We start from the raw sequence: 16,584 nt of genomic DNA, 5'->3' as shown, positions 1-16,584 counted from the left end.
CATTTTCACTTCTTTTCCATAGAAAAAACGCCCCAGCCATACCGGAGCGTCATCCATCTTCTATATCAAATTACCTTAAACATCTTGTGCGACATAGGCTTCTCTTTTTTCTGTTCAACCTCTGTCTGTGCTTTCCTAAACTCTTCTATCCGTTTCAGTTCTTCCTCTGCATCATTGAATCCAATATGTGTGTACACATTCATTGTGACTGATATATCCGAATGCCCCATGAGGTACTGCAGTGTCTTGGGATTCATTCCCGATTTTGCCATATTCGAACAATAGGTGTGTCGGCATACATGAGGCGTGATATTTGGCATCTGCACCCGGTAAACGTCATTGTATCTGCCAACCATATGATTGAAGCGGTGCTGCCAATGCATTGCAACAAGTGGCATTCCATTATCATCGTAAAATAGGAATCCACTATATCCGTCTATGGATTTTTCCACTTTTGGTGCATTTCTATCCTCAATGATTGCCTGAAACATCTGTGCCACATCCTCTGTGATTGGCAATACTCTTGTTCCAGCATCCGTTTTTGTGGTTTCTATGATGTACCGCATATCTGATGTTCTCTGCAACTGGTGGTCAATATTTACAGTTCTGTTCACAAGATCAATGTCCTTCAGCGTCAAGCCACAAAATTCTGATATTCGCATTCCCGTATGAAAGAGTATGTACACCACTTCATAATATTTGCAATACACCACATCGTCATGCACAAACTTTAGGAACTTTCTCATCTGGTCTTTTGTGATTGCCTCTCTTGTAACTGCATCATTTACCAATACTCCGGCAAGCTGAAATCCGAAAGGATTCTTTACCAGAATGTCATCATCCACCGCCATCTGAAAGGCTGGTCGCAGCACTCCCCGGATGGTATGAATGGAACTGTAGCTTTTCCCATCTTCCTGTTGCAATTTTATAAGAAACAGCTTTGCATCGGATGTTTTCACACTTCGTATCATCTTTTTGCCAAATGCTTCCTTCGCAAGTAATCTCTGCACTGTTACATATCCCTGTTTCGTGCTTTGCCTTACTCCTGTCTTTGTTTTCAAATATCGGTCTACCAGTTCACAGACTGTCATCTGTCCGTCTACGATATTCACAAGCAAATCTAAATCTGTGTTTACCTGCTTTTCTAACTCCCTGAGAGAAAGACATGGTTTTTTGCCCTTGGGAAGTTTGTCCGTAGGTTCCAGTTTCCAACTGTATACAAAATGTGGTTTTCCATCAATATGATATTTATACTGATATTTTCCATCTGCTCTTACGCTCTCTCCCGGTCGCAGCACTCTGCGTTTGGAATCCCGTCTTGTCTCTCCTCTTCCTGCCTTTGCCATTAGCCTCGCCTCCTCAACTCTGGATGGTGCAGCAGATATTTTTCAAATGCAACACGGAGAATCAGCTTGCGCTCTCCGTAGTATGCCAAGAAATCCTCACCATCCGTATTTTTCAATAAATCATAAAACTTTCTTCGGCTCAGGACAAAATAGTCAATTGCCTCCGAAGGGTTCAATATATCCTTTTCTGCTAAATTTGGTCTTGCCATAATACACTTCCTTTCTGCCGAAAGTGGCTGTTTTCAAGGGTTTAATTGGTTCATCGTATATTCGCTCTACTCCCCAGAAATAGCAACTACTTTCGGCAGATAAAAGGAATTATATTTCTGATGAATTAAGGATAAATTCCTCAAACTTCGGACGGATAATCAAGAACCTGTTTCCACAATAAACTGCCACAGTTCCAAGGTTATCCTCTGCAATCCTTCTCATCTTTTTAATGCCAATATTAAAATAAGCTGCAGCCTCCTTGATTGTGAGCGTATACTTTTCCTTTACAGGGACAATTGTATTTTCCATACTGCCAGAAATATCATGTTTTTCTATTGCCATGTGCAATCCTCCTTCCATACGGGCTGCAGTATTTCCACAGACCCAACTGCTTAGTCTGCTGCCATCTGAAATACCTTGACTGCATCCTTACGGATCAGCTTTCCATCCAGATACTCACATCCCAGATATCCTACCTGTCCACGCATGGCAAACTTTTCTTTCAGTGTGCGGATAGTCAGCGGAAAACGCTGAACGAGCCAGTAATTGCTGAAATCTCCAAATGCGATTACTTTCTGCCCCTTTCCGATAGACGGCATGGAATCAACAATCTGCACAGGTTTTGAGAAAATCGTTTCATCACTTTCCTTCCACAGATAGTTTCCGGCTGAATCTTTGAGGGTACGGAGTGCCAGAGCCGTTTCGTCATTCATAAGCCATGTACCATGTTTACGGTATTTCTTATCCACGGACAGATACAGTTTGATGATTTCATCATAGCTGATAGCAGAATCACTCTCTGCCGTCACGCCCGTTTCTGCTCCGTCAGTGGCGTGCAGAATACCTGTCGGCTGATTTTCCCCTGTTCCGTTGATAAACGCCTGTTCCTCGCTTGTGCCAAAACAACGTGCCATTTTCCCGATTACATAATCCTCTATGGCAAAGGACTGGTCAGAAGCGAACTCCAATCCAAGTCTGACAAGCTCAGACAATCGGTATGCCTGTACTTCAAATCTCTGAAAATCGTCCTCGTTATCCATGCCCTCCAGATTGACCATATCGCCCCATTCAGCCTGACCTTCACAGTCAAATGTCCAAAGACGGCTGTCACTTCTGGTCGCATTCACAACGGTTGCCAGCTGACGGACTGCACTTTCTTTCCGTAGTACTGCCGTATATTTTTTATTTGATTCTCCGGGCAGATGGTACGCATTTGTCTTGCTTTCACGGTTGTTATAAAGGCTGTCCGTAACTGCCTGTTTTCCTCTCATTTCGTTCCAAAAATCGTTATAATAAGCTGTACTGTCAATCATAATAAACCTCCTGAAAAATTATTTTTGTGTCATATAACCACTCTGTCTGCAATAATCCACTGCTTCAGAATAGGACAGATAAAACATCTCCAATGACCCGTCAACCACACGGTAATAAGGCGGGTCACAGGATTCGCTTGCCATAATAATGACCGGGCATCTGTCCCTTAAATTGATGACATTCACACATCTGTACTTGTCTGTTGAAAAATCCGATGGTTCAAACCGCATCGGTGGTGCTGCTTTCTGTTTTCCCATGTATACCTCCTTTTTCTCAGCAGAGGAAATCTCTGCACAAGAGCCGATATCCTGTTAAAAGTGTGGTTTTTTCTCCACCATCCCTCGGACGCTTGCGGACTACCGTACCGATTGTACGAAGTGCCTGGTTAAAATTCCGGCTGTTCTCCGCAAAATATCCATTGTCATTGCACCAGTTTCGGTATGCCTGATACACTGCCGATGTCCGGCATTCCGCATCCTTCTCCTGTTCCAGGAATTCCTCCACAAAAAGTTCCATCTTATCGCTGTCATGCTGATAGGACATAGTGGCATCTTTTACTGCTTTTGGCTGAGCGAAACCTTCTTCTTTCAAGATGGTGTAGCCTTCAATCAGCCAGTTTAAGATGGCACTTGCTGCCTCCGGCCTGGAAAATTCTGCTTTCAGATTCTGTTCCTGCTCCCATTCCTCAAAATGTCTGTCAAAGGGAATGATTACGATACGTCCGCTCGAAAACAGTGTCATATCCGTAATAGCCGGAAGATAATTTGTATTTACATACAACTTGAACTGTGGTTTAAAATCAAAACTGTTTTCATGCAGGAATCTGGCATTCAGTGTATCATTTCCCGTCATGCTTTTGATCTGTGCTTCATTCAGCACCAATCCCCGCCTTGGCTCTGAGATATTGGCGAACCGCACTCCGGCAAGACGTGCAATATCCTCTGTCGGGTTCTGGCTGTTGGCAGACGGTTTTGCAGCAATCGTTTCCGGTCGGACAGTCAAACCGTAATCTCCCATCACATGAAGTGTGCTTTCCATCAGAGTCCCTTTCCCATTTCTGGTGGTTGCACCGTAGTAGAAAAACATACATTCATAGCGGGTATCACCTGTCAGACCATAACCAAGGCTTTTCTGCATGAACCTTGCTTTCTCCGTATCCCCACTCATCACCTCTGAAACAAATCTGGTAAAACGTGGATTCTTTGCATTCGGATCATAGGCCGCCCCTGCAATCTTGGTCAGCTTGTCCTGTGGTGTATGCGGATGGAACTCTCCCATCTGCAGATCCAGTGTTCCGTTCTGACAGTTCAGGTAATAAACATTGCGGTCAAACTCAGACATTGCAATCGGATACACGCTCTGGGCATCACTGATATACGTGTTACGGTAATTCCGGCTCTGCCATTTCGCAGAATATTCCAGATAGTCCTTTCTTATACGTTCATCGGTAATTGTCAGGGCATATCTGACCAGACTGTCCGCAAGGGATTTTGCAAGCTCCATTGTTTTCAGTCCGCCAATGTCCGGAATCCACCGGGTTCCGTCATACACATACCACTTTTTCCTTTCCGGCACATACCTTGCGATATCTTTATACACATCAGCAAACAATCTGCCTGAGCCGTTGTCATTCCACGGGTATCTGCTGTTATCCGACACATTCAGTTCTATCAGCTTCTGCAACATATCATCAAAATCACTCTCTGCTGATGTCCTTGCATAAGGTCGGTAGAAATCCAATGCCTGTGCCACTGCCTTTTCCATCGTCAATGCGCCGTAGGTTGAGCCACTCTGCACACGGTCCCACTTGCTCCGCATCAATCCCGATTTTCGGAACAGTCTGTCCATCTGCCCTGTGTCACCGCCACACCAGAATGCAAGGATACTTGCAAGCGACATATCCGCATCGCTGTGGGATTTTCCTTCCAGTATTTCTCCATTCCACAAGGCTTTGAACTTTTCGCCCTGTCTGGAATCCGATGCCAAGCGGACCACGGAATCATCGGACAGATAACTGCCGGGAATATCCTGTACATCGTTCTTTTTCTTAGAAATCGGACGGAGCATATAAGTTTCCAGTATTTCCCCAATTTCAGTGCTTCGCTCCTCAACACCACGGTTGCGGATCACATTTCCTGTCAGAGTACAGAATTTCTTTGTTACACCTGCTGTATAGATTTCCAGACCAAGTTTCTGATTATTGATGTAATATCTGCCCGTATCATAAGACAGGGAAGATGTCTTACATACTATGCGGACTCCCGTGCCGGAGGGGCTGAATTCTGTATAGGAGTCCATTCTCTCCACGATGTCTTCTACCATCTGCGTCATCTTTCCACCAAACACGCAATGGTCGATATCTACCATGCAGAAATCATCAAATGCACCCATACCGATTCCGTCATAACCATCCATTGCATTGACTGCCAATCGAAAATCCGAAAAGGTATTTTTATCGGCACTGCTCGCTTTTCTGCCATTTGTCTGATACGGCACTTTTGTCATGCGTCCGTTTCTTTCTTCATATTTCCACAGACAGAACCGTCCGTCTTTTTTCAACTGTTCCGGAAGTTTCTCATACATTCTGTGCTCCTCCTTCCCCGCTTATTTTCTGACGTATCATTTCTCCGTGGCTCTTGCCGATAACCACACCTTAAATTCGGAAACAGGAACCAATACCCGCTTGCCTACACGGACGATTGGAAAATCCGCTTCTCTGGTCAGTGCATACGCTTTGCTCAGGCTGATTCCCATCTGCATTGCCATTTCCTGTACGCTCATCGTGACTTTATCCATAGCCATCCTCCTCTCTGCATTCCAAACATGAATTGCTCTTGTTTTCTATCACAGTATACTTTATAATGTTACCAAAGACTATTTTCTATTGGTAAAAACTCGTACCGAAAGCAAGTTCTATCGGTAAGAATGGAGGTAGAATATGAACGAAGATTTCAGTTTGGGGAAAATGAGTGCGGATGCACGGCTGACCGCAACTTTCAAATACTATGAAAAGACAGAACAGAATGGAAAAATCGTAATCACCGCCTGTCTGGGCAAGGGCGATGTTCCGAAACTCAACCGTGGATACGGCTTGGACGGAAATGAGCTCTGGCTTTCTCTGAATAACCTGTACCAGAGTATCCGTGGAAAAGATGACTACACTGCTGCCGATGATATCATTTCTTGGTGTCAGCAGTACGCACACCCCTACTATGCCTCTGAGGACATCGAAGAATATCGTTGGGATATTGAAAAGGATACGGAATACTGGGATTTTTCCACTAACATTCTTGGTAATTTCACTTTTGATGTTCACACCATGCGGAAAGATCTCGAAAGCCTGTATCGGGATACCCTTGTCATCCTGATGTTCAAAAAATGTCTGGAACGGCTTGACGTTTCCACAGATCTTGCGCAGATCACATGGACGAATGAATTTGCAGATTTTAATTCGTTTCCTATGCAGAAACACCTCGGTAAAATATCAGCTTACCTAAATAAAATGAATGGCGTAACTATGAAGTTGGGACTGGATGAAAATGGAGAATTGAAGGTTATGCCGGATTTCCACTCTGTTTTTGACACTGCCCGTTTCGCCCTATCGCAATATGTATCTATCCCTACAGATTACCCCATTGCTTATGCCGACCGTGTGGGCGTTGCCACTTGTGAGTGCTGTGGCCGTCTGTTCATCAAAAACGGAAACCGCCAAAAATACTGTGACAATCCAGAATGCAAAAAGGAACGAAACCGCAGAAAATCCCGCACTGCTTATCGCAGAAAGATACAGGAAGAAAATGATAACCGCTGGGCGTGACCACGGCTGTTTTCACACTGGGGCAAGATGTGGCAAGTAATATAGGTTATTTTCTATATAGGCTCTATAAGAATAACCTAAATCATCTGCCACAAGTTGCCCCAACTGTTTTTTCCATAGAAAAAGGGCATCGGTCTGCACCGACACCCCATGTCATTTTATCCTTATTCTCCGCAGCGGAATGCTGAATTTCCCATAAGATTTCTAAGCAGAATCTTTCTCGCTGTCTTATACTCTTTTCCGATAAAGCCAAGTCTGAGCAGAAAACAGCGGAAAGCATATTTGTCATTGTCCGTTTCGGTCGGCTTTGATGATACCCTTTTTGCATCTCTTGCCATATCACACAGCCTTGAGATAAATTGCGTGTAGGCTGCAATATCATCTCCATCCACTGTGTATGGAAACCATGTGAAATTTATTTTTTCATCTGTAATTTCAATCTCTGTGCTGTCCGTCTGAAATGCGCGTTGAAAAAGCATCTGCTTATTTGCTATAATCTTCTGTAAATTTTCCAATGCCGTATCCGTAAGGCTCTCTTTCAGAATCGCTATTGTCAGCTTATCCTGTTGCACTGGCACTTCTTCCGTTATTTCCATATCGTCCTGAAACCCATGTTCCCATAACTGGCGAATTAAGTGTTCCACCATTTCTACCGCTACTCCCTCCGGGATGTGCAGCACGCCCTCTTTGTCCAGCCTGTATCCTGCAATATCGTATGCACAGCTTGGCACCCGCTCATAATGCGGTGCTGTTCCGAGTATTTTGCCAATCTCCTTCGCCAGTTTTGGTCTTTGCTTTGGTTCCAGTGTAAATCTGATTCCATTTTTCATAATATGTACCTGCCTTTCTTTTTTCGGTAGTACATATATCACTCTGACAACACAGAATAGCAAGACATTTCTGATTATATTTCTGTCAGAAAATATGCATAAAAACTGTGCTTTTTCCATCGTTTTACACACGGTTTTTATGCGTATTTCGGTATTATCCAGCAAAACAAAATCGGCTAAAGAAGCGGTATTCTGCGGAAATTTTCATATAATATGGATTCTGTGGGTATCCCCCCTGTTTAATTCTGCGAAAATTCGCACGAAGGGGGCCATCGGTCTTCAGGCAGAAAGGTTGTAGAGATTTGGATCCCCCTTCCTTTATGAATAGTTTGCTTCGATGCCTGCCAACACAGCATTAAAATCATTTTCTTCAAGTTGTTCAAAATAATCTGTTGAAAGTCCAACATCTAGCACAAACATAAAATCGCTAAAACTGTACTTAACTGGTATTCCTGCTTCTCCCTCAATATTCTTCTTTATACGATCCGCTTTACAAATCAAGCATGTATACTGAAAATCTTTATCAATTTTCCTTGTATTTCCTCCTGGATGCGCTTCCTGTAAATGCTGTGCACTAGTTAATGCTATAAGATTTTCAATATACATAGCAATACGAGGAAAACTACTCTTAGGAAAAATATGGTGTATAGCACTTTGTTTTTGTCCTATTGAATATCTATCAATAACTTCCGGTTCATTATTATAATATCTTTCAATGAAGTCACGAAGATTTCGCATCGCTCTTGTCACCATATAATCATATGTATTATCAGCAACCGTGCTTTCATCCATTTCACTGAAATCTCTTCTGGAAACATTCTTTTCTTTCCCAGTAAGATTGTCATACCAATTAGGCTTGTTATATGCTATCTTATCCAAAGTTATTATTGTTTTTGACATCTTACCACGCGCAGTGCCTTTTTTATGATAATTACACGCCAATTGATTCAATATTGTTGTAAAAATTCTATTAGCCTCTACCTCCGTACCTATTGGAGTATTTTCGATACAAAATTCTGAAAAACGTGCTTTTAAGTTATCATATTGTTCATTCGTTTGCTCATCAAAAAACGAAGCAAACGGATCCCATATTCCACTATCTTTCAAAACTTTTTCTATATATAGGCACATAAAATCAAAAGCATTTCTTTCTCTCAAAGCAATATGTTCAAGCATGTCCCTATTCTCTACAGAAAAATATATAGTAATACCTTTCTTTTCTTCTTTTAAAACTCCTGCTGCAGCTAACATCTTCATTGGTTGACGAAAAAATTTATTATATTCATCAATTACGGTATCTGTTGTAGGATCCGGTTTACCAAAAACATGCATGACATTTTTAATAGAATAATCTTGATGCCATATAAGTGGTGATGTAAATGGTTCTTTCCCGCCATTTAACAAATAGTCTACTATACAGTCAGACACAAAACATACTTCATCATAAATACACTTCTGGTCTATCCATCTTCCATTATGTGTTTTCCTCACATCATAATCATGTTCATCCAAAAATTGTTTTATCAGATTATTCGTCATCTTTCCTCACTCCGTAAAAAAATACACTTGTTTTATCTACATTAATAGATTGTGTAGACATATTTCGTGCAACAAAATAAAATTTTCTATACTCATCTGTTGCAAAAAAACTCAACTGTTCATCTGAAATATTTCTACCATCTTTAGGCCATAAAACTGCAACCGAGCCATCCGGAACAACATTCTTGACATTACGAATTACTCTCGGTTTATATGTCATATTAGGTGTTAAATAAATCGACATATCATTAACATACTGCATTGCTGTCAATCGCTGATTGTTCTTATAATTTATAAACATATCATATCCCGGTATATCAACTACTGTCCCATCATCCAAAATATTTCTTGCTTTTATTACTCTTATGCAATTTTCTTCATTTTTAGAAACAGTATTTTTCTTTGTGATCTGCCTATCTCTAAATACATCGAAAATGCCAAACTCCAATTTATCAGCAACTGCATCAAATTCATCATTCCTATATATAATGTAATATGGAAATTGTGAATCTGTAATATATTCTTGTTTTTGATTTAAGAAAATATTGTATTTCAGATTTTTTATAAAAGTCTTTCCCGGTTTTCTTTTGACATCAATCATTAATGCGATTGTTTCAATTGAAAGTTCACTGAAACCGTAACGTCCAAAATCAATAATCTTATCAATGCAGACCTTTTTCAAAAGTTCACGTGTTGGCTTATATTCACCACTGGACAATATAGTCTTGTTTAGAACCAAAGCGGTATAGTCAGCTATTCTTAAACATTTTTCCAAAAAAAATTCCGCTAAATTATTTGTTTCCGTATTTACATTTTCTGCCAACCTTTGCTGCATTTCCTTTGACTTATCTTTCAGATTTGCATAAGGTGGGTTTCCAACAGCCAAATCATACCTTTCATTTGCATCAAATTTCAAAAAGTCTTTGCATATAATGTTAATATGCACATTGTTAGGAATATACATTTTTGAAATTAAGACTTTTAAAATATCGATACTATCTTTATCAATGTCAATGACATCTATTAGCACATTAGGCACATACGCATATTTAGCAATTAATAAAGGCAAAAAGCTACCAGCTCCTACCGATGGTTCAATAATTCTAAGTGTCTCGTTCGAAAATTCCGGTAAGGCATCCATTATTTCACTAATCATAAATTTATTAGTATAAAACGCTGCATTTTCATTGCGTTTTGCATTACATAATTCTACCACTCTCTGTAGTCCTGATATTCCTAATTGCAATGGATCAGATAAAATAAACTTTTTTAATTCTTTCTTATCTGTTAGCTGATACTCCTTTATCACAGTACCTATTGCAACTGACTCATATCTCTTCTTAGAAAGTTCATTAGAAATATTATGAGCAATTTGTTTCACTACCGCAGTAGGAACAGCCTCACCCAAGCATTGCCTAATATTAACCTCGTGTTCTTTATATATCCTTCTCTTTTCAGTAATACTTAACTGATTTAATTCTTCCAATGACCTGTCCATCCATCTAAAGTTATGTGGAACTGTCATCATTTCCATTAATTCTCGTATAGAAAAAACTCTATCCTGATCTGGATGCACAGTATTTTGTGCCGCCAACTGATCATTTCTCGTATGCACACACTGAACAAATCTATCCCATTTTTGCCGTGTGTACTTATCCCTATTCTTTTTTACATTTTCTACAATTTTACCGTTAATAACTCTATGCGGTCGTTTCTTTATATCCTCATTGTCGAATGCAGATTCACCCTCTTTCAAGTCATGAATCCACGGACGCATTTTCTCATCATATGTTCGAAATGCATGATAGAAATCATCCTGTGAAATTTCCCCCCATTCAAGTCTTGGGAAACTACCAATAACTTCTCGTAATGTTTTTTCTTTTCTATATTGGGGGAATAAATCATATGGTGAAATATTATTTCTATACTTATTATGCACACCGATAACCAATGTTCTGGTTCTTGACGAATTTGAACCATAATTCATAAAATTCAAAATCCGGCTCGAAATGGTATATTCATCACCTAAACGTTTTCTGATATAATCTCCAATACGCATTACTTCATTTTTATCTGTAACACAAAATGTTTTTTCAAATGCCTGAACATTCTCTAAAATAAAAATCCTTGGTTTTATCTTCTCAATGATTTCTAACGATTCTATTACTAAGCTATTTCTTTGAATATCTTTATCATTTTTCTTATGATTTATTACACTGATTCCTTGGCAAGGAGGTGTAGCCATTACCACATCCACCTTGTCATTACCCATTTTTTTCCATCTATGTATTTCTGCATAAATCTTCTTTTTGGTGCTTTCAAGTGTAATATCTCCACTTATATATCCGGATTCAAATTCACACTTATTATTAGCTCTCTGTACTGCTAATCTTCTATCTACAAGTTCATTCGTTGCAATGCAATGGAAACCCTCTTGCTTAAAACCGTAGCATCCAACACCTGCACAACTAAACAACGAGATATACGTCAAGCTTTTGTCTTTTAGCATATAAATCACCTCTTTTTAGTCTTTCCAATAACATGTATATAATTTTACTCCGTTATTGGATCAATAAGCTGGACTCAGACAATCAATCTTTTATCTCCATGATATCATCCATGCTACAATTAAGCACTCCACATATTTTAACTAGCACTTCTACACGCACATCCTCATTTTTTCCTAAATGAGCCATTGCATTTGTGCTAATCTTAGCATCCTTTATAAGCTGTGTCTTACTCATATTCTTATCAATCAAAAGTTTCCAAAGCCTATTGTAACTTACTGACATAGTTTTTTCTCCTATACCGAAATAAAAAATTATTCTTTATTTTATCATATAGTCATTCAAATCTCAATCAGAATTTGAGTTCTTCAATATTTTACAAAAACTCTCTTTAACGTAAAAAAGCTGAGCACAAGTCTCAGCTTGGTCCCCAACGCCACAAGAGCATCGGGCAACTCTGTTGCATTTAGTATATCCAACCCTCAATAAACATGCAATACTTTTTATAATTTTTCCACATCTCCATCAATAAAAATCTACTACATTGCCTGTAAGTAGTCCCTTACTACTAAAAAATCCTCCCAACATCTTTGCCTTTATCCCACTTGCAGTCATGAGCCTTAGTAGTCTAAACCGTAGTAATCCCAAGGCTTTCTGCCATATTATGCCGTACTCTGCCCCAGTCTGCGAAGGTATGCATTATCATAAAACTGGAGTGCCGTGGCAGATGAAAAGTATTTTTATCATTGTTATCATTCTCCTCAATTTGCCCGGAAATGCCCTGTTTTGCAAGGAATTCCAGATGTTTGTAAAATGTGTTCTTAACCTGTCATCTTGGCAGAATACGGCAAGATGGAGCAAGTTGTGACTACCTGTTAGTAGTAGAAATAGTAGTAAAAGGAGAATTCTTACTACTAAGGATTTTTTCTTCTTTCCACACTTCCCTTCTAATATTACTTCCATCTGGATATTGCTCTAAACATTGATTTAGCGCTTGATAATAGTCTATATAATAACACTCTCTCGAAGCCATTAATTGTGTATCCCTGCAATAGTCTACATACTTGAACTCTATCGGTTCAAGCACACGTACTTCTATTCTTTTACACTTATCATTTAATGCTTCTATAATTTTATTATTCTTTAATTCACCTTTTCTCAGCTTAACAAAATGCGCTTCTTTACCGATTAAAAATCTTGAATAAATATTAACTGCTCTTCCAACATACGCACAATATTCAGTTCCTTTAATAATATCAATCGCAAAAATACCATAAATACCTCTGTTCTTCGAGCCATCAATAATTCCAGCATCAAATATAATCTTATTATCCTCAAGGCTGTTTATCCATTTTAATGTTTGATTTGAATTTGCCATAATTATCCTCGTTCCTACTCTCACTTTATTTATTCAACTCAGCCCAGAAAGTTGCTTTCATTTTATACGCTCTCACAGATATAAACTCACTAACTTTATTATTTTTCAAGAAGCCTACCTTAAAATTTTCGGCCGTCATACCCGAAAATTTTGCCACAAAATCCCAAAACTCCTCGGTACATATTCCCTTTCCTACACATGATGCTGCATAATCTTGAAATTCTTTATTAGTCATAACCAAACTGGATGAGCAAACCTCTCCAAATTGATTCTTATAAGATAACGAAAAGGCATAATCTGATTCTTTTCTAATGATTTTGTATATACATTGTTCTGGTATTATATTTTTTTCAGAACTCAATACAACAATATCTTTACATGGCGCAATATCTACTGAAAAAATTTCTGAACCAAATGTTCTATCTACATGTGCCGCATAATTATCATCCTTCAGCTGAATTCTATCATTTTTAAAATAAATATTTAATATGTATAATGCACCTAACGCTCGAACTAGTGTATACAATGTTGCCTTACTGATATTCTTCACTCGGTCATGCTTTATTGCATTATATGTAGAATAATAATCTTCTTCGGACTTATTCTTATAATCAAATGGAAAAAAGCTCTTCATCTCATCGAAGTGGAAAAATGGAGAAATAACAACCACCTTTTTCTTTGATATATTCCAGTTCTGTTCCATCCACTTAAAGCATTCACCCGGATTATCTGGTTCCACCTCATTTTCTATTCTATAAATATCCTTTGCAATAGATTCTATTTCTACTAGACATCTAACAATCAAATCTGCAATATCAAGCGAAAATACATTCTTTTGCTCATCACAAAAATATATAGCAGATGCTAATTCTTGTATCTCCTTTTCTATTTTTTTATATACCGGGAAATATATAGAAACATTATTTGTTACACCCATCCAAACAACACCTTCCTATTCTACATCATTCTAAATCTATCCTGTCATTTTTTACACAAGTACGATAAGCAACTCTTTCTCACAATACTACCACTAGTTACTTTTCGCTACTTAACATATTATATCGTCACCCTTATCATTTTTCCATAAAAAAAACGCCCCAGTATAACCGGAGCGTCTCTGCCGAGTAACAATGCTACACTACTTTAAACATTTTCTGCGATACCGCTTTAGTATCGTTTTTCTTCTCTATCTCTGCCTGTGCCTTTCTGAACTCTTCCATCCGTTTCAGTTCTTCCTCCGCATCATCGAAGCCAATATGCGTGTACACATTCATCGTAACCGATATATCTGAATGTCCCATGAGGTACTGCAGTGTCTTCGGGTTCATTCCTGATTTTGCCATATTGGAGCAGTAGGTATGCCTACAAACATGAGGAGTGATATTCGGCATCTGCACCCGGTAAATGTCATTGTACCTGCCGACCATGTGATTGAATCGGTGCTGCCAGTGCATTGCCACCAAAGGCATATCATTTTCATCGTAGAAAAGAAACCCGCTATAACCATCAATCACCTTTTCAACCTTTGGTGGTACTCTGTCCTCAATGATTGCCTGAAACATCTGTGCTACATCCTCTGTAATGGGAAGTTTCCTTGTTCCGGCATCCGTCTTTGTAGTTTCTATGATATACCGCATATCCGATGTTCTTTGTAACTGGTGGTCGATATTAACTATTCTCTTTCCAATCGCATTTTCATTAAAATCCCCTGCGCCTTCATAAACAGGAATTGTAGCACCTTCTGCTACGAACTCAGCTTTATCTTTACAGTCCTTCGCAAAGAGTTTATAGCCAGTCATATATGCACGGATAACTGTTGCAATCTTTCTGAAATCAGATTCTTTTTCAATCTCACTCATAACCTTCCCGGCTGCAACCGTTGGCATGCTATAAGTACCCGTACTGATATCCCGTCCTTTAGCAAGAATATCTCCTCTTACTTCCTTATTTCTCATTGCATTCCAGAATTCAATATCATATTCCTGTGATTTGTACGTTATCTACCATAACTCTTTTCCCCCTTTCTTTCTGTCACACACAGGGCACTTATAAAGTCCCAGCGTATTAAATGTCAACTGTCTCCCAATCTGTTTCAAATAATTTCCGCACTTCGGGCAATGGATTTCATAAGCAAATGCCATCTCCTCGCTGTGGTCTTTACTCGCATGAAGTCTGTAAGTTTTCCTTATTTTCCCGGTTTCATCCCGATTCAGTTCATCCGTCAGATATAAGTCGCACATTCGCTGTGCATACTCCTCTGAATAATATGAATTTGTCGGTTGTAATAAGGTTCCTTCCTTATTCATTTTTACTAATGGAAATACCATAATATAATCCTCCCTCTTTCTATCGTCTGCACCTGTCACAGGTGTACAGCCCAAGTTTATTTGTATCGTAGTTTTGAATCACCTGTCTTAATGTGTCTCCACACAACGGACAATGAATTATCATTTGATCCGTTTCCCTCCGGCTCTTTGATTCTTTCGAATAAAGTCTGTAATGATTAGGGATAATCTCCGACAGATACAGTTTGCTATTCTGCAGGATTGTCTCCCCGTCCGTTGAAAAAAACAACGGAACTTTCTCCCTTCCATCTGTGTCTCCATCAATTAACGGATGATATCTTATCGTCTGCATTTTCTACACCGCCTTTCCATCTATTCTTGTGAATCTCCCTCTGCAAAAGTCCATTGCATCTTCATAAGTCGGAAATACCAGACACGAAAATCCATACTGCACTTTCCATATTGGAAAATCCTTGTCCATTTTCTGTGATACTGCCACTGGCATTCCAGACTTCCCCTGCAATAAAGCCTTACATTCATATCCATCTCTTGAAAACATCTTTTTATCGGAATCATTTAATTTGAAATCCGAACCATAAAAAATCCTGTGTTTCATGTTTTTCACTCCTCCTGCGTAATTTATTGTTTTTCTCTGTAATCCTCTCCAAGGCTCTTACACAATGCCCGGATTGCTGTGTCCCTTCTTGACATCCACTTCTCTCCCTTCTTCATCTGCGGGTAGCAGTAATTAACTTTGGGTAGCAGTTCTCACAAAATAATAATCACAATTCTTCTTTTTCATATACCGATATATTTCTGCATTAAAGTTTAATTTTTCGGCTTAGAAGTTGAAAAGTCTGCTACCTTCTGCTACCAATATCCAAAAACCCTTGTATTTACTGGCTTTGATTGGGTAGCAGTTGTGAAAATTACTGCTACCTGTACTGCTACCTCTGCCCCCATACTGCTACCCAGCTAAGAAATCAGTCTCCTCATAACCATATTCTTTTGCATACAACTCTTTTGTCTCCTGCGTAATTGTAAGGTCTTTATAATAGGTGTTACCCTTCTGTCTAGTCGTAATATCAGCAAATGTGCCTCCGATATGTGCAACAAGCTGTTCCCGGAACTCTTTGGCCGTCCTTGCATAACCATTATTATTCTCCCTGCACCAAGCCTGGTAACGATGTCAACCCTTGTATAAAAAGGAAGGACGCAAAGGATTCTATCTCCTCTGCGCCCTAATGTTTTTCGGATTCAGTTCGTCAAACTGGAATTTGGTGTGTGCTTTATAAATTTTTTCCAATCCACTCAAGTTCGTTCATGGAATCCTTATTTTTTTCAAGTTCATCTCTGGC

17 protein-coding genes are annotated in these 16,584 nt (G+C 39.3%); 1 reads left to right on the top strand and 16 read right to left on the bottom strand.

Annotated features, from left to right (window positions below):
- Nucleotides 1-65: 65 nt before the first annotated feature.
- The 7 genes from DW739_RS10645 to DW739_RS10615 all read right to left on the bottom strand — a co-directional run bounded on the left by DW739_RS10645 (nt 66) and on the right by DW739_RS10615 (nt 5,666).
- Complete coding sequence (locus DW739_RS10645) at nt 66-1,346, bottom strand: site-specific integrase (RefSeq protein WP_118743045.1); 1,281 nt, start codon at nt 1,344-1,346, stop codon at nt 66-68.
- Nucleotides 1,346-1,555 (bottom strand): excisionase, encoded by a 210-nt coding sequence (locus DW739_RS10640; protein ID WP_118281025.1) that lies wholly within the window; start codon nt 1,553-1,555, stop codon nt 1,346-1,348. Before DW739_RS10640 ends, DW739_RS10645 begins: the two co-directional genes overlap by 1 nt.
- A gap of 109 nt (nt 1,556-1,664) precedes the next feature.
- Entirely contained in the window at nt 1,665-1,865 is a 201-nt protein-coding gene (locus tag DW739_RS10635; RefSeq protein ID WP_347560721.1) for an excisionase, read from the bottom strand.
- Nucleotides 1,866-1,948: 83 nt separating this feature from the next.
- On the bottom strand, nt 1,949-2,869 hold the full coding sequence (locus DW739_RS10630; protein ID WP_118743043.1) for a phage major capsid protein: 921 nt from the start codon (nt 2,867-2,869) through the stop codon (nt 1,949-1,951).
- A gap of 18 nt (nt 2,870-2,887) precedes the next feature.
- Nucleotides 2,888-3,127, bottom strand: a complete 240-nt coding sequence (locus DW739_RS10625; RefSeq protein ID WP_005612402.1) for a hypothetical protein — start codon at nt 3,125-3,127, stop codon at nt 2,888-2,890.
- A gap of 16 nt (nt 3,128-3,143) precedes the next feature.
- Nucleotides 3,144-5,453, bottom strand: coding sequence for a phage/plasmid primase, P4 family (locus DW739_RS10620; protein ID WP_118743042.1), 2,310 nt, complete (start codon nt 5,451-5,453; stop codon nt 3,144-3,146).
- A gap of 36 nt (nt 5,454-5,489) precedes the next feature.
- Nucleotides 5,490-5,666, bottom strand: coding sequence for an excisionase family DNA-binding protein (locus DW739_RS10615; protein WP_015560864.1), 177 nt, complete (start codon nt 5,664-5,666; stop codon nt 5,490-5,492).
- Nucleotides 5,667-5,808: 142 nt separating this feature from the next.
- On the opposite strand from DW739_RS10615, the gene DW739_RS10610 reads away from it, so the two are divergent.
- On the top strand, nt 5,809-6,687 hold the full coding sequence (locus DW739_RS10610; RefSeq protein WP_118743041.1) for a hypothetical protein: 879 nt from the start codon (nt 5,809-5,811) through the stop codon (nt 6,685-6,687).
- A 164-nt stretch (nt 6,688-6,851) separates the two neighbouring features.
- Here the strand turns inward: DW739_RS10610 and DW739_RS10605 are convergent, their stop codons facing one another.
- From DW739_RS10605 to DW739_RS10560, 9 genes are all read right to left on the bottom strand, one after another.
- Nucleotides 6,852-7,517, bottom strand: a complete 666-nt coding sequence (locus DW739_RS10605; RefSeq protein WP_118743040.1) for a hypothetical protein — start codon at nt 7,515-7,517, stop codon at nt 6,852-6,854.
- 318 nt (nt 7,518-7,835) lie between these two features.
- Nucleotides 7,836-9,056 carry a restriction endonuclease gene (locus DW739_RS10600; protein WP_118743039.1) on the bottom strand — a complete coding sequence of 407 codons (1,221 nt, stop codon included), beginning with the start codon at nt 9,054-9,056 and terminating at the stop codon, nt 7,836-7,838.
- On the bottom strand, nt 9,046-11,565 hold the full coding sequence (locus tag DW739_RS10595; RefSeq protein WP_118743038.1) for a DNA cytosine methyltransferase: 2,520 nt from the start codon (nt 11,563-11,565) through the stop codon (nt 9,046-9,048). Before DW739_RS10595 ends, DW739_RS10600 begins: the two co-directional genes overlap by 11 nt.
- Before the next feature lie 82 nt (nt 11,566-11,647).
- Nucleotides 11,648-11,848: a helix-turn-helix transcriptional regulator gene (locus DW739_RS10590; protein ID WP_118743037.1), complete on the bottom strand. Its 201-nt coding sequence runs from the start codon at nt 11,846-11,848 to the stop codon at nt 11,648-11,650.
- A gap of 583 nt (nt 11,849-12,431) precedes the next feature.
- Nucleotides 12,432-12,941, bottom strand: coding sequence for a hypothetical protein (locus DW739_RS10585; protein WP_118743036.1), 510 nt, complete (start codon nt 12,939-12,941; stop codon nt 12,432-12,434).
- A 25-nt stretch (nt 12,942-12,966) separates the two neighbouring features.
- Nucleotides 12,967-13,878, bottom strand: a complete 912-nt coding sequence (locus DW739_RS10580; RefSeq protein ID WP_118743035.1) for a hypothetical protein — start codon at nt 13,876-13,878, stop codon at nt 12,967-12,969.
- A 196-nt stretch (nt 13,879-14,074) separates the two neighbouring features.
- The gene (locus DW739_RS10575; protein ID WP_347560719.1) at nt 14,075-14,800 is read right to left on the bottom strand and encodes a site-specific integrase; all 726 of its coding nucleotides are present in this window, start codon (nt 14,798-14,800) and stop codon (nt 14,075-14,077) included.
- Nucleotides 14,801-14,941: 141 nt separating this feature from the next.
- Nucleotides 14,942-15,268 carry a hypothetical protein gene (locus tag DW739_RS10570; protein ID WP_118743034.1) on the bottom strand — a complete coding sequence of 109 codons (327 nt, stop codon included), beginning with the start codon at nt 15,266-15,268 and terminating at the stop codon, nt 14,942-14,944.
- A 313-nt stretch (nt 15,269-15,581) separates the two neighbouring features.
- Nucleotides 15,582-15,842: a hypothetical protein gene (locus DW739_RS10560; protein ID WP_118743032.1), complete on the bottom strand. Its 261-nt coding sequence runs from the start codon at nt 15,840-15,842 to the stop codon at nt 15,582-15,584.
- Nucleotides 15,843-16,584 lie beyond the last annotated feature (742 nt).

The sequence above is a fragment of the Clostridium sp. AM28-20LB genome (assembly GCF_003480665.1).
In the GTDB taxonomy this organism is placed as follows: Bacteria; Bacillota; Clostridia; order Lachnospirales; family Lachnospiraceae; genus Otoolea; species Otoolea fessa.
The sequence above is the reverse complement of the archived record's forward strand: the minus strand, read 5'-3'. Positions and strand labels throughout refer to the sequence as shown.

Excerpts from the sequence above, each read along its gene's own strand:
- DW739_RS10645 (WP_118743045.1), bottom strand. The coding sequence starts at position 1,346 with ATGGCAAAGGCAGGAAGAGGAGAGACAAGACGGGATTCCAAACGCAGA.
- DW739_RS10570 (WP_118743034.1), bottom strand. The coding sequence starts at position 15,268 with ATGGTATTTCCATTAGTAAAAATGAATAAGGAAGGAACCTTATTACAA.
- DW739_RS10610 (WP_118743041.1), top strand. The coding sequence starts at position 5,809 with ATGAACGAAGATTTCAGTTTGGGGAAAATGAGTGCGGATGCACGGCTG.
- DW739_RS10640 (WP_118281025.1), bottom strand. The coding sequence starts at position 1,555 with ATGGCAAGACCAAATTTAGCAGAAAAGGATATATTGAACCCTTCGGAG.
- DW739_RS10605 (WP_118743040.1), bottom strand. The coding sequence starts at position 7,517 with ATGAAAAATGGAATCAGATTTACACTGGAACCAAAGCAAAGACCAAAA.
- DW739_RS10560 (WP_118743032.1), bottom strand. The coding sequence starts at position 15,842 with ATGAAACACAGGATTTTTTATGGTTCGGATTTCAAATTAAATGATTCC.
- DW739_RS10620 (WP_118743042.1), bottom strand. The coding sequence starts at position 5,453 with ATGTATGAGAAACTTCCGGAACAGTTGAAAAAAGACGGACGGTTCTGT.
- DW739_RS10600 (WP_118743039.1), bottom strand. The coding sequence starts at position 9,056 with ATGACGAATAATCTGATAAAACAATTTTTGGATGAACATGATTATGAT.
- DW739_RS10615 (WP_015560864.1), bottom strand. The coding sequence starts at position 5,666 with ATGGATAAAGTCACGATGAGCGTACAGGAAATGGCAATGCAGATGGGA.
- DW739_RS10585 (WP_118743036.1), bottom strand. The coding sequence starts at position 12,941 with ATGGCAAATTCAAATCAAACATTAAAATGGATAAACAGCCTTGAGGAT.
- DW739_RS10590 (WP_118743037.1), bottom strand. The coding sequence starts at position 11,848 with ATGTCAGTAAGTTACAATAGGCTTTGGAAACTTTTGATTGATAAGAAT.
- DW739_RS10635 (WP_347560721.1), bottom strand. The coding sequence starts at position 1,865 with ATGGAAAATACAATTGTCCCTGTAAAGGAAAAGTATACGCTCACAATC.
- DW739_RS10625 (WP_005612402.1), bottom strand. The coding sequence starts at position 3,127 with ATGGGAAAACAGAAAGCAGCACCACCGATGCGGTTTGAACCATCGGAT.
- DW739_RS10630 (WP_118743043.1), bottom strand. The coding sequence starts at position 2,869 with ATGATTGACAGTACAGCTTATTATAACGATTTTTGGAACGAAATGAGA.
- DW739_RS10595 (WP_118743038.1), bottom strand. The coding sequence starts at position 11,565 with ATGCTAAAAGACAAAAGCTTGACGTATATCTCGTTGTTTAGTTGTGCA.
- DW739_RS10580 (WP_118743035.1), bottom strand. The coding sequence starts at position 13,878 with ATGGGTGTAACAAATAATGTTTCTATATATTTCCCGGTATATAAAAAA.
- DW739_RS10575 (WP_347560719.1), bottom strand. The coding sequence starts at position 14,800 with ATGAGTGAGATTGAAAAAGAATCTGATTTCAGAAAGATTGCAACAGTT.